The organism is Terrabacter sp. 2TAF16, from assembly GCF_052115065.1.
In the GTDB taxonomy this organism is placed as follows: domain Bacteria; phylum Actinomycetota; class Actinomycetes; order Actinomycetales; family Dermatophilaceae; genus Terrabacter.
Map to the genome: position 1 here is coordinate 84,898 of NZ_JBFRFZ010000001.1, position 12,488 is coordinate 97,385.

The 12,488-nt window shown below is 70.9% G+C and carries 11 protein-coding genes; 7 read left to right on the forward strand and 4 right to left on the reverse strand.

Going from position 1 to position 12,488, the window contains the following annotated elements; all coding sequences use genetic code 11:
• Nucleotides 1-27 precede the first annotated feature (27 nt).
• Together AB4Z14_RS00370 and AB4Z14_RS00375 are read left to right on the forward strand one after the other, a co-directional pair.
• Nucleotides 28-552 (forward strand): adenine phosphoribosyltransferase, encoded by a 525-nt coding sequence (locus AB4Z14_RS00370; RefSeq protein WP_442273420.1) that lies wholly within the window; start codon nt 28-30, stop codon nt 550-552.
• A 28-nt stretch (nt 553-580) separates the two neighbouring features.
• Nucleotides 581-2,866, forward strand: coding sequence for a RelA/SpoT family protein (locus AB4Z14_RS00375; RefSeq protein WP_020144302.1), 2,286 nt, complete (start codon nt 581-583; stop codon nt 2,864-2,866).
• 96 nt (nt 2,867-2,962) lie between these two features.
• Here the strand turns inward: AB4Z14_RS00375 and AB4Z14_RS00380 are convergent, their stop codons facing one another.
• Together AB4Z14_RS00380 and AB4Z14_RS00385 are read right to left on the reverse strand one after the other, a co-directional pair.
• On the reverse strand, nt 2,963-5,011 hold the full coding sequence (locus tag AB4Z14_RS00380) for a DUF349 domain-containing protein (protein ID WP_442273421.1): 2,049 nt from the start codon (nt 5,009-5,011) through the stop codon (nt 2,963-2,965).
• Nucleotides 5,008-5,850 (reverse strand): peptidylprolyl isomerase, encoded by an 843-nt coding sequence (locus AB4Z14_RS00385; protein ID WP_442273422.1) that lies wholly within the window; start codon nt 5,848-5,850, stop codon nt 5,008-5,010. Before AB4Z14_RS00385 ends, AB4Z14_RS00380 begins: the two co-directional genes overlap by 4 nt.
• A gap of 228 nt (nt 5,851-6,078) precedes the next feature.
• On the opposite strand from AB4Z14_RS00385, the gene AB4Z14_RS00390 reads away from it, so the two are divergent.
• Nucleotides 6,079-6,780 (forward strand): MBL fold metallo-hydrolase, encoded by a 702-nt coding sequence (locus tag AB4Z14_RS00390; RefSeq protein ID WP_442273423.1) that lies wholly within the window; start codon nt 6,079-6,081, stop codon nt 6,778-6,780.
• Nucleotides 6,777-8,126, forward strand: coding sequence for a histidine--tRNA ligase (hisS, locus tag AB4Z14_RS00395; protein ID WP_442273424.1), 1,350 nt, complete (start codon nt 6,777-6,779; stop codon nt 8,124-8,126). Before AB4Z14_RS00390 ends, hisS begins: the two co-directional genes overlap by 4 nt.
• A 40-nt stretch (nt 8,127-8,166) precedes the next feature.
• Here the strand turns inward: hisS and AB4Z14_RS00400 are convergent, their stop codons facing one another.
• Nucleotides 8,167-8,778 (reverse strand): hypothetical protein, encoded by a 612-nt coding sequence (locus tag AB4Z14_RS00400; RefSeq protein ID WP_442273425.1) that lies wholly within the window; start codon nt 8,776-8,778, stop codon nt 8,167-8,169.
• The gene (locus AB4Z14_RS00405) at nt 8,775-8,960 is read right to left on the reverse strand and encodes a hypothetical protein (RefSeq protein ID WP_442273426.1); all 186 of its coding nucleotides are present in this window, start codon (nt 8,958-8,960) and stop codon (nt 8,775-8,777) included. Before AB4Z14_RS00405 ends, AB4Z14_RS00400 begins: the two co-directional genes overlap by 4 nt.
• A gap of 387 nt (nt 8,961-9,347) precedes the next feature.
• Between AB4Z14_RS00405 and ald the strand changes: the two genes are divergently transcribed.
• The 3 genes from ald to AB4Z14_RS00420 all read left to right on the forward strand — a co-directional run bounded on the left by ald (nt 9,348) and on the right by AB4Z14_RS00420 (nt 12,487).
• Nucleotides 9,348-10,463: an alanine dehydrogenase gene (gene ald / locus AB4Z14_RS00410; RefSeq protein ID WP_056777190.1), complete on the forward strand. Its 1,116-nt coding sequence runs from the start codon at nt 9,348-9,350 to the stop codon at nt 10,461-10,463.
• On the forward strand, nt 10,460-11,446 hold the full coding sequence (gene xerD, locus AB4Z14_RS00415; RefSeq protein WP_442273733.1) for a site-specific tyrosine recombinase XerD: 987 nt from the start codon (nt 10,460-10,462) through the stop codon (nt 11,444-11,446). The genes ald and xerD overlap by 4 nt, the downstream gene beginning before the upstream one ends.
• A gap of 204 nt (nt 11,447-11,650) precedes the next feature.
• The gene (locus AB4Z14_RS00420; RefSeq protein WP_442273734.1) at nt 11,651-12,487 is read left to right on the forward strand and encodes a ParA family protein; all 837 of its coding nucleotides are present in this window, start codon (nt 11,651-11,653) and stop codon (nt 12,485-12,487) included.
• The last annotated feature ends 1 nt before the right edge of the window (nt 12,488 follow it).

Genomic DNA, 12,488 nt, shown 5'->3' on the forward strand with positions numbered 1-12,488 from the left:
GCCCGTTCGACCACCTCAGGAGACGGCGTGAGCCAGATCAGTGACCTCGTCGCGAGCAAGCTGCGTGACATCCCGGACTTCCCCAAGCCCGGGGTCCTCTTCAAGGACTTCACCCCGCTCATCGCCGACGGTGCCGCCCTCGGCGAGCTCGTCCGCGACATCGCCCAGCGGTATGCCGGTCAGGTCGACGTCGTCGTCGGCATCGAGGCCCGCGGCTTCATCCTCGGCGCGGCCGTGGCCTACGAGCTCGGCCTCGGCATGGTGCCCGTGCGCAAGGCCGGCAAGCTGCCGGGGGAGACCCTCAAGGAGTCCTACGCGCTCGAGTACGGCACGGCCGAGATCGAGGTGCACACCGACGCCTTCGAGCCGGGCCAGCGCGTGCTCGTCCTCGACGACGTGCTCGCCACCGGAGGCACCGCCGAGGCGTGCGCCCAGCTCGTCGAGCGGGCCGGTGCCACGGTCACCGCGATCGAGGTCGTCCTCGAGCTGGCCTTCCTCGACGGACGCAAGCGCCTCGTGGGCCGGCCGGTCAACGCCATCCTCACCGTCTGATCACAGAGGGACCGCCTAGACTCTCTGCATGAGCGAGGACGTCCGCAACGAGCTGTCCACCCCGTCGCGGGTGCGCGCCCGTTTCGCCCGGTTCGGGGCGACCCGGCCGGCGGGCAACCCCGTGCTCGAGCCGCTCATGACGGCAGTGCGCCAGAACCACCCGAAGGCCGACCTCTCGGTCATCGAGCGGGCGTATGCCGTCGCCGAGAGCGCCCACGAGGGCCAGATGCGCAAGAGCGGCGACGCCTACATCACGCACCCGCTCGCCGTCACGACGATCCTCGCCGAGCTCGGCATGACGCCGCCCACCCTCGCGGCGGCGCTGCTGCACGACACCGTCGAGGACACGGCGTACGGCCTCGACGAGCTGCGCCACGACTTCGGTGACGAGATCGCCATGCTCGTCGACGGCGTCACCAAGCTCGACAAGGTCACCTACGGCGAGGCCGCGCAGGCCGAGACCGTCCGCAAGATGGTCATCGCGATGGCGCGCGACATCCGGGTCCTCGTCATCAAGCTCGCCGACCGGCTGCACAACGCCCGCACGTGGCGCTACGTCAGCCCCGAGTCGGCCAAGCGCAAGGCCAACGAGACGCTCGAGATCTACGCCCCGCTCGCGCACCGGCTCGGCATGAACACCATCAAGTGGGAGCTCGAGGACCTCTCGTTCGCGACGCTCTACCCCAAGGTCTACGACGAGATCGTGCGTCTCGTCGCCGAGCGCGCGCCGGCCCGCGAGGAGTACCTCGCAGGGGTGCGTACCCAGGTCACCGAGGACCTCACGGCCGCCAAGATCAAGGCCGTCGTCACCGGCCGGCCCAAGCACTACTACTCCGTGTACCAGAAGATGATCGTGCGGGGCCGCGACTTCGAGGAGATCTACGACCTCGTCGCCGTCCGCGTCCTCGTCGACACGGTGCGCGACTGCTACGCGGCGCTGGGCGCCCTTCACTCGCGGTGGAACCCGGTCCCGGGCCGGTTCAAGGACTACATCGCGATGCCGAAGTTCAACATGTACCAGTCGCTGCACACGACGGTCATCGGACCCCAGGGCAAACCGGTCGAGATCCAGATCCGCACGCACACGATGCACCGCCGCGCCGAGTACGGCGTCGCCGCGCACTGGAAGTACAAGGACCAGAGCAACGGCGGCGGCCCCGCGCGTCCCGGCGAGATCACGCCGCAGAACGACATGGCCTGGCTGCGCCAGCTGCTCGACTGGCAGCGCGAGACCGAGGACCCGGGCGAGTTCCTCGACTCGCTGCGCTTCGAGATGGGCAGCAGCGAGGTCTACGTCTTCACCCCGAAGGGCTCGGTCGTCGCGCTGCCGATGGGCGGAACGCCCGTCGACTTCGCGTATGCCGTCCACACCGAGGTCGGGCACCACTGCATCGGCGCGCGCGTCAACGGGCGCCTCGTGCCCCTCGAGTCGACCCTCGAGAACGGCGACGTCGTCGAGGTGCTGACGTCCAAGGCCGACGGCGCCGGCCCGTCGCGCGACTGGCTCCAGTTCGTCAAGAGTCCCCGGGCCCGCAACAAGATCAAGCAGTGGTTCTCCAAGGAGCGCCGCGAGGAGGCCATCGAGGCCGGCAAGGACTCGATCGCCAAGGCGCTGCGCAAGCAGAACCTCCCGCTCCAGCGGCTCATGAGCCACGAGTCGATGACCGCTGTCGCGACCGACCTGCGCTACCAGGACATCGAGGCGCTGTACGCCGCGGTGGGCGAGGGACACGTCTCGGCGCAGCACGTCGTCGGCAAGGTCGTCGCGTCGATGGGTGGCGTCGACGGCGCCACCGAGGACCTCGCCGAGGCCACGGTCCCGACGCGGGCAGCGAGCCGGCGCAAGCCGGGCGACCCCGGTGTCGTCGTCGTCGGCACGGCGGACGTGTGGGTCAAGCTCGCCAAGTGCTGCACCCCCGTGCCGGGTGACCCGATCATCGGTTTCGTGACGCGCGGCAACGGCGTCTCGGTGCACCGCGTCGACTGCACCAACGCCGACCAGCTGACGGCCAACCCGGAGCGGCTCATCGACGTCGAGTGGGCGCCGAGCTCCGCCAGCGTCTTCCTCGTGCAGCTGCAGGTCGAGGCCCTCGACCGCAACCGCCTCCTCAGCGACGTGACCCGCGTCCTGTCGGACCAGCACGTCAACATCCTGTCGGCATCGGTCCAGACGTCGCGCGACCGGGTGGCCATCTCCCGCTTCACCTTCGAGATGGGGGACCCGGCGCACCTCGACCACGTCATGCAGGCGGTCCGCAAGATCGACGGGGTCTTCGACGTCTACCGTGTCAACGGCGGCAAGTCGACGATGTAGCCGTCGGCGTCTGGACACCGCACCACGCGCCACGCAAAAGGGCCCACCCGAGGAGATCGCTTGCCGGGTGGGCCCTTTCGTGGGTGGGGCTGGTCGTCAGCCGCCGAACTCGGCGACGCCGGCGCGGGCCTGGTCGAGCCAGACCTGACGCGCGTCGAGCGCCTCGCGGGCCTTCTTGATCTTGCTCGCGCTGCCGGACGCCTCGGCCTTGGCGAGGTCGTCCTGCAGGTCCGCGACGGCACGCTCGAGCTGGTCGACCATGGCCCGGGCACGGGCCGCGACCTCGGGGTTGCTCGACTTCCACTTGCGGTCCTCGGCGTCCCGCACGGTCTGCTCGACGCGGCGCATGGCCTTCTCGACGCGCTCCATGTCGGACCGCGGGACCTTGCCGGCGGCATCCCACTTGTCCTGGATGACGCGCAGCTGGCCCTTGGCCTTCTCGAGGTCGGTCACGGGCAGGATCGCCTCGGCCTCGACGAGCAGGGCCTCCTTGACGGTCAGGTTGCCGCGGTACTGCTCCTCCTCGGCGGCGACGACCTCGTCCTTCGCCGTGAAGAAGGTGTCCTGCGCAGCCTTGAAGCGCGCCCACAGCTTGTCGTCGTCGGACCTGCTGGCCCGACCGGCGCGGCGCCACTCGTCCATGAGGCGCTTGAACGCCCCTGCGGTGGCAGCCCAGTCGGTGCTCGTCGCGAGCTTCTCGGCCTCGGCGACGAGCCGCTCCTTGGCACCCTTGGCGTCGGCGTGCTGCGCGTCGAGCCCGGCGAAGTGGCTGCGTCGTGCCTTGTCGAAGCCGTTGCGGGCGCTGCTGAAACGCTGCCACAGGTTCGACTCCGTCTCGCGGTCGAGGCGGGTGGCGGAGCGCTGGTGCGCCTTCCACTCGTCGAGCAGCTCACGCATCCGGGCGCCGCTCGTCTTCCACTGGATCCGGTTCTCCGGCTGGCCGGCGATCGACTCGGCCTCGGCCACGATCTTCTCGCGCTCGGCCGTGGCGGCCAGCCGCGCCTCGGCGCGGTGCTGCTGCTCGACGTTGCGCTTGGCGGCGAGGCCGGACTGGATCTCGTCGAGCTTGGTGGCGAGGGCGTCGAGGTCGCCGACGACGGTCGCGTCCTTGACCTGTGCCGCGAGGGTCTTGAGGCCCTCACCGACGTCCTTCGACGGGACCTCGGGCTGCGACAGGCGCTGCTCGAGCAGCACCGCCGAGGCGAAGAGCTCGTCGTACTTGCGCGCGAAGTAGGTCAGTGCCTCCTGGTCGCTCGCGCCGGGATAGGAGCCGACCTCCTGCTCCTCGCCGTCCTTGGTGCGGACGTAGACCGTGCCGTTCTCGTCGACGCGTCCGAACGCCGCCGAGGCCGAGTGGTCGGTCGTGATCGGCGCCGGCGCGGCGGGAGTGACCGTCGGGTGCGGGACGGCCTTGGCGAGTGCCGCCGGCGTCGGGATCGACGAGGGCTTGGGGATGCTCCCGGGGGACGGCGCAGCGGGTGCCGCGACCTCCTCGCCCTCCGGACCCTCCGTGGGCGCTGCGGCCTCCGTGGGCGCTGCGGCCTCCGTGGGCGCTGCGGCCTCCGTGGGCGCCGCGGTCTCGCCGGCGTCACCGGACTCGGTGCTGCTGACCGACGCCACGGCCTCCGCGGTCTCGACCGCGGCCGCTGCCGGCTCGTCTGCCGTCGCCGCGACGGGCTCGGCCACGGCTGGCTCGCTGGCCTCGGGCGTGGCGACGGGCGCCTCGGCCGCTGCCTCCGGCGGGGTGCCGGCAGGCTCGGCGCTCTCCGGCTCTGACACCGCGACCGGCTCGGGCTCGACGACGGACTCGACGACGGGAGCGGCCTCGGCATCAGCCTCGACGCTCTCGGTCGTGTCGCCGGACTCGGTGGCCTCCACCGAGGCGACGGCCTCGGCTGTCTCGGTCGTCGCCGCAGGCTCGGACGGGATGGAAGCGTCGGCCGTGTCGACCGGCGCGGTGTCGTCGACCGTCTCGACGGTGTCGGCCGTGTCGGCCGGCTTGGTGTCGTCGACCGCCTCGACGGTGTCGACGGTGTCGGCGGTGTCGGCGTTATCGGCCGCCGGTTCGACCGCGGCCTCGCTGGGCTGCTCCTCCGTCACGGTGGCGGTGGTGTCGTCCGGCTCGGGCTGCTTGATGTCGGTCATGCCTTCTTCTCCGTCACGCTGACGCTGAGGATGCTGATCGGGGAGACGGGGGTTCCGTCCGTCGGGCTGGGGGGCAGGGCCTTGTTCGCGGCGATCTTGTCGACGATGTCGAGGCCCTTGGTCACCTTCCCGAAGATCGTGTAGCCACCGCCGTCGGTGGGCAACTGGGTTTCCTTGTAGGTGATGAAGAACTGGCCGCCGTTGCTGTTCGGGTCGGAGGTGCGCGCCATGGCGAGCACACCGGTGGGGTACTTCCCGTCCTTGGGCGCGTTCTCGATGCCGAAGGTGTAGCCCGGGCCGCCCTGACCGGTGCCGGTGGGGTCGCCGCACTGCAGGACGTAGATGCCCTCGGTCGTGACGCGGTGGCACGGGCTCGGGGCCCAGAAGCCGGTCTTGGCCAGATTGATGAACGAGGCGACGGTCTGCGGCGCCTTCGTCCCGTCGAGCTCGAAGGTGAGGTCGCCGCACGTGGTCTTGACCGTCGCGACGAAGGTCTTGCCGGCAGCCGTGGCCTTGGCCGGGACCTGCTTCTGCTGCTTCGGGGTGGTCTGGTTCGCCGGGGGAGCGGTGCAGCCGGCCGCGAGCTTCTGGCCTGCAGCGAGCCCGCCCGAGCTCGTCGGGGTGCTCGCAGGGGTCGTCGACCCGGCCGCGGGGGTGGCGGTGTCGGAGCTGCCGACGAGCTTGGGCACGACGATGGCCGCAGCGATGACGAGGATGACCGCGAGGATCACACCGAAGACCTGCTTGTCGCGCGTCGAGTCGCTCACCGGCGGCTTGGCGGTCTTCTGCTGTTCCTCGTGGCGGCGGCGCGCACGTGCGCGTTCCTGCTCTTTGGTCACGAACCTCTCCTCGTACGGGCCACATGGGCTGTCCCCGGGCGTTCGGTCATTTTATGGAACGACTGCGGCGCGCACGCAGCGGGACGGGTCACGAGTCCGTGACATCTCCCCTCCGGCGCGCGGATTTCCGCCCGGAAGCCCTGCGGACGGCATACCCAGTGTGTCGGTCCTGAGTCCCGAGGGCGTATGCCGTCCGCCTCGGTGGGGGTGCGTCGCTAGGCTCCCAGCGTGCTGACCATTGCCTTCCCCGCCCAGGCGTTCGACACCAACTGCTACGTGCTCGCCGCGGGTGCCGGGGAGGAGTGCGTCATCGTCGATCCCGGGATCGGCGTGGAGGAGACGCTGCGCGAGGTGCTGACGGAGCACCGGCTGAGGCCGGCCGCGGTGCTGCTCACGCACGGTCACGTCGACCACGTCTACTCGGTGACCCCCGTCTGCGGCGCCGACACGGCTGCCTACATCCACGCGGACGACCGCTACCGCCTGCACGACCTGCTCGGACGCAGCAACCCGGGCCTCGTCGCGATGCTCGAGCAGCAGTTCGGCGCCGCGGCGACGTGGACCGAGCCGACCAACGTCGTCGAGATCACCGACGGCACCCGGCTGACGCTCGCGGGCATGGAGTTCGACGTGCTCCACGCCCCCGGCCACACCGAGGGCTCGGTCATGTTCGGCATCGACCGGGTGCCCGACGGCATCCGGGACCAGGTCGACGTCGACCGGACGATGGTGACCGGTGACGTGCTCTTCGCCGGCTCGGTGGGCCGCACCGACCTGCCGGGCGGCGACTCGGCCGCGATGCAGCGCAGCCTGCGTGACGTCGTGCTGCCGCTGCCTGACACGACGCTCGTGCTGCCCGGCCACTACCAGGCGACGACCATGGCCCACGAACGCGCCACCAACCCCTACCTGAGAGACTTGCCTGCGTGAGCACCCCGCAGCCCAAGGCCGCCAAGGTCATGCCGATCAGCGGCTTCCCCGAGTACCTCCCGTCCGAGCGCATCGTCGAGCAACACTTCCTCGACGTCATCCGGGAGACCTTCGAGCTGCACGGTTTCTCCTCGGTCGAGACCCGGTCCATCGAGCCGATCGAGCGACTCAGCGCGCAGGGCGAGGACGCCGACAAGGAGATCTACGCCGTGTCGCGCCTGGCCGGCGGCAGCGACGACGACGCCCGCTGGGGCCTGCACTTCGACATGACCGTGCCGTTCGCGCGCTACGTCCTCGAGAACGCCGGCAAGCTCGCCTTCCCCTTCCGCCGCTACCAGATCCAGAAGGCGTGGCGTGGGGAGCGACCCCAGGAGGGGCGCTACCGCGAGTTCACCCAGGCGGACATCGACGTCGTCGACGTGGGGCAGCTCTCGCCGCACTTCGAGGCCGAGATGCCGCTCGTCATCGCCGACGTCTTCAGCCGGTTCCCGGTGGGCGACTTCGTCATCCAGGTCAACGACCGCAAGATCCCCAACGGCTTCTACCAGGGCATCGGCATCACCGACGTCATCGGGACGCTGCGCATCGTCGACAAGCTCGACAAGATCGGCCCGGAGAAGGTCAAGGTGCTCCTCGTCGAGTCGGGCACGACGGACGAGCAGGCCGACCAGTGCCTCGCCCTCGCCGCGATCCGCTCGGCCGACCTCGGCTTCGTCGAGCAGGTCCGGGCCCTCGGCGTCGAGCACCCGCTCCTCGACGAGGGGATCGATTCCCTGGCCAACGTCATCCGCACCGGCATGGCCCACGCCCCCGGCAAGCTCGTCGCCGACCTGCGCATCGCGCGCGGCCTCGACTACTACACCGGCACCGTCTACGAGACCCAGTTCGTCGGGCACGAGTCGTGGGGGTCGTTCTGCTCCGGCGGCCGCTACGACGCCCTCGCCAGCGACGGGAAGAACACCTATCCGGGTGTCGGCATCTCCATCGGCGTGACCCGCATCCTCGGCCTGCTCATCGGCCGCGGGCTCGTCACCGCGTCACGCTCGACGCCTGCCGCCGTGCTCATCGCCCTGACCGACGACGAGTCGCGCGAGGGTGCGGTCGCCGTGGCCACGGCCCTGCGCCGCCGCGGGATCGCTTGCGAGGTCGCACCGTCGGCAGCCCGCTTCGGCAAGCAGATCCGCTACGCGGAGCGTCGCGGCATCCCCTACGTGTGGTTCCCCGGGGCGGGGGAGTCCGGCGACGAGGTCAAGGACATCCGCAGCGGCGAGCAGGTCCCGGCCGCCGCCGACGCGTGGACCCCGCCGGCTGACGACCTCGTGCCGCAGGTCACGCGAGCCGACTGACCCGACTGACCCGAGGTGCGCGACCGACCGCGTGCGGAGGTCAGGTGCCGGGCGGCGGGCGCAGGCCCTGGTCGCGCAGCTCGAGCAGGGCGAGCTCCCGGATGACCTCACGGTCCTGGCGCCGCCACGCCCCGGCGGGGTCGTCGGAGACGCGGGCCAGCGCGCGCATCGGCTGCGTCGCCATGGCGCGGAGCGCGAAGAGGTCGAGGTCCTCTCCGGCGTCGATGAAGCGCTGCGACTGGGTCGCGTTGCGCACGAAGCGAACCCGGACGTAGAGCCAGACCACGAGGACGAGGACGATCGGCACGAGCGCCAGGGCGATCCCGAGCCCGAGTGCGAGCGTGTCGACCGTGTCGGCCATCGACGTCCCGGCCTGCTGCAGCGTCGTGCCGGACCCGGCGGCCTGGGTCAGCCACGTCTTCAGCTGGTCACCCACGAGCGGCAGCTGCCCGGCCTGGTCGCCCGCGCCGGTGAGGGCCCCGTTGACCGACTTTCCGGCCGACGTGATCGAGTCCGCAGGGGCACGCAGCTGCTCGACCGTGTCGTGGACCTGGCGACCGGCATACACCCAGAGGCCGATCCACAGGAGCATGAGCACGTCGGACAGCAGCTGTCGGGTGCGTCGGGCGGGGGTGTCTGCGTAGAGCTTCACGGGCCCATGTTGGCGAAGACGACGACGAAGAACACGACGAGGGCGATGAAAGCGGCGAATCCTCCCACCAGGGAGGCCACGAGGAAGCCCCCCGCGAACGAGCGAAGTGCCGGGAGAGCCGTGGCCGCCGCGGCGACCGCGAGGCCGATCACGAGCAGCACGAACGCCTCGGGTGGCTCCACGCCTGGAAGATCGGCCCACAGACGGCTGCCACGGCGAAGAGCACGCCGGCGACGACGCCCTGGCGCCGCGTCAGCACCATGCCGGGCCCGCCCGGCCACCGCGAGGGCCTACGCCGCCTCGGCGGCCGTGAACCGGCCGGCGCCACCGGCCAGCTGTATCCCTCCTGCGCCGGCGGATCGGTCACGGCCCCTCCTTCTCCGAGCTCGTCGGCCGCGCATGGCGGTGACCACACTGTGGCACGAGGCCGAGCCGGTCAGCGGCAGTTGCACGAGGTCGTGACCGGGCCGTGACACCCATGGATACAGTGGGCTCGCGGCCCCTGCGGGCCCCTTCTCACCACGGCAACGGCGCCATGGTCGAGTCAGTCCGGAAGGAAGTGCAGCAGCATGAAGGTCGGCATCCCCCGCGAGGTCAAGAACCACGAGTACCGCGTGGCCATCACCCCCTCAGGCGTCCACGAGCTCACCGAGAACGGTCACGACGTCATCGTGGAGAAGGACGCCGGCGTCGGTTCGCAGATCAGCGACGACGACTACGTCGCGGCAGGCGCCCGCATCCTCGGTTCCGCCGACGACGTCTGGGGCGAGGCGGAGATGGTGCTCAAGGTCAAGGAGCCCGTGGCCGAGGAGTACCACCGGATGCGCGAGGGCCTGACCCTCTTCACGTACCTGCACCTCGCGGCCGACAAGCCGCTCACCGAGGAGCTCGTCAAGCGCAAGGTCACCGGCATCGCCTACGAGACCGTGCAGCTGCCGTCCGGGGCCCTGCCGCTGCTCTACCCGATGTCCGAGGTGGCCGGCTGTCTCGCCCCGCAGGTCGGTGCCCACGCGCTGATGCGCGCCCAGGGCGGCCGTGGCGTGCTCATGGGCGGCGTCGGTGGCGTGGCCAACGCCAAGGTCGTCATCCTCGGTGCCGGCGTGTCGGGCCAGAACGCCGCCAACATCGCGCTCGGCATGGGTGCCGACGTCACGCTGCTCGACACCGACCTCGACAAGCTGCGGATGTCCTTCTGGCGCTACGAGAACCAGGTCCACGGCCTCGCCTCCAACCGCCTCACGGTGCAGCAGCAGGTCCAGGAGGCCGACATGGTCATCGGGGCCGTGCTCATCCCCGGTGCGGCCGCCCCCAAGCTCGTCTCCAACGAGCTCGTGTCCCAGATGAAGCCGGGCTCCGTGCTCGTCGACATCGCGATCGACCAGGGCGGGTGCTTCGAGGACAGCCACGCGACGACGCACGCCGACCCCACCTACACGGTGCACAACTCGGTCTTCTACTGCGTCGCGAACATGCCCGGAGCCGTGCCCAACACGTCCACCTACGCGCTGACGAACTCGACGCTGCCGTATGCCGTGAAGCTCGCCAACCAGGGGTGGCGCGACGCGCTGCGCGCCGACCACGCGCTCGGACTCGGTCTCAACACGCACGACGGGCACGTCACCTACGCCGGCGTCGCCGAGGCCCACGGCATGACGTCGGTCGGTCTCGACGAGGCCCTGTCCTGACCGAGCAGGTCGTCACCGAGCCACCCGCGGCACGGCCCTCGCGCGTCGAGCGCGACGTCCGCGGGTGGCTCGACCACGTCCGCGTCGAGAAGGGCGCGTCCGACAACACCCTCAAGTCCTACGCCCGCGACCTGCGCTCCTACGCAGCGTTCCTGGCGGCCAAGGGGATCGACGACCCGAGCCGGGTCACCGAGGCCGACGTCACCGACTTCCTCGCCTCCCTGCGCGAGCGCGGGCTCGCGGCCTCGTCCGCGGCCCGCACCCTCGTCGCCGTGCGCGGCTTCCACCGGTTCCTCGCGCTCGAGGGCGAGGTCGCCGGCGACCCGGCGGCCAACGTCGCCCCGCCCAAGCCACCCGCCCGGCTGCCCAAGGCGATCCCGATCGAGGCCGTGGAACGGCTGCTCGCGGCGGCATCGGTCGGCGACACGCCCGAGTCGCTGCGCGACCGTGCACTCCTCGAGGTCCTCTACGGCGTCGGCGCCCGCATCAGCGAGGCCGTCGACCTCGACGTCGACGACATCGAGACCACCGGACCCGCAGACGGCTCCGGGACCGCCCCGAACGGCGGGGGAGTGGCGTCCGTCCGGCTGCACGGCAAGGGAGGCAAGGAGCGCGTCGTCCCCGTCGGCCGCTACGCGGTCGAGGCCGTGACGGCATACCTCGTCCGGGGCCGTCCGGCCCTCGCCACGCACGGACAAGGGGGTCCGGCGCTCTTCCTCAACCAGCGGGGGGCACGCCTCTCGCGGCAGTCGGCCTGGGCGATCATCCGGCGCGCAGCCGAGCGGGCCGACCTCACCGAGCACGTGTCGCCCCACACGCTGCGCCACTCCTTCGCCACCCACCTGCTCGACGGCGGGGCGGACGTCCGCGTCGTCCAGGAGCTGCTCGGGCACGCCTCGGTGACCACGACCCAGATCTACACGATGGTGTCGGTCCACCGACTCCGCGAGGTCTATGCGGGCGCCCACCCCCGTGCCCGCTGATAAGGTCACACGTGATCAGCGCGAGGCTGACCGCAGCATCCCAGGGCAAGGCCGAGCGGAGTGGAACACCCGGTGAACGAGGAGTCACACGACACCATGCAGTCCGTGCCGTCCGAGGACCTCGACCAGCCCCGACAGAGTCCGGTCAGTGCCGCCCCGCGGGTCGCGCACCTGCCCGGCACCGAGTCCGCCGGCTCCGGGGCCATGGGCCCGACCGGCCGTCCGCTGCCCGACTTCCCGACCCCCGTGCCGCTCTCGAGCCACGGTCCCGCGCGCATCATCGCCATGTGCAACCAGAAGGGCGGCGTCGGCAAGACGACGACGACGATCAACCTCGGTGCCGCGCTGGCCGAGCTCGGTCGCAAGGTCCTCGTCATCGACTTCGACCCGCAGGGTGCGCTCTCCGTCGGTCTCGGCGTCAACGCGCAGGAGCTCGACACGACGATCTACAACCTCCTCGTCGAGCGCGGCCACGAGATCCACGACGTCATCCAGCACACGCGCACGCCCAACCTCGACCTCGTGCCGGCCAACATCGACCTGTCCGCGGCCGAGGTCCAGCTCGTCGGTGAGGTCGCCCGCGAGCAGATCCTCGCCCGCGTCCTGCGCCCCGTCGTCGACGAGTACGACCTCGTCCTCATCGACTGCCAGCCGTCGCTCGGCCTGCTCACGGTCAACGCCCTGACGGCCGCGCACGGCGTCATCATCCCGCTCGAGTGCGAGTTCTTCGCGATGCGCGGCGTCGCCCTGCTCATCGACACGATCGACAAGATCACCGACCGGCTCAACCCGCGCCTGCAGGTCGACGGCATCCTCGCCACCATGTACGACAGCCGGACCCTGCACAGCCGGGAGGTCGTGCGCTCGGTCGTCGACCACTTCGGCGAGCAGGTCTTCCACACGGTGATCAGCCGCACCGTGAAGTTCCCCGACGCGACCCTGGCCGCCGAGCCGATCACGTCCTACTCGTCCGAGCACTCCGGTGCCAACGCCTACCGCCAGCTCGCCCGTGAGCTCATCGCGCGCGGCGGCGCGGCCTGAT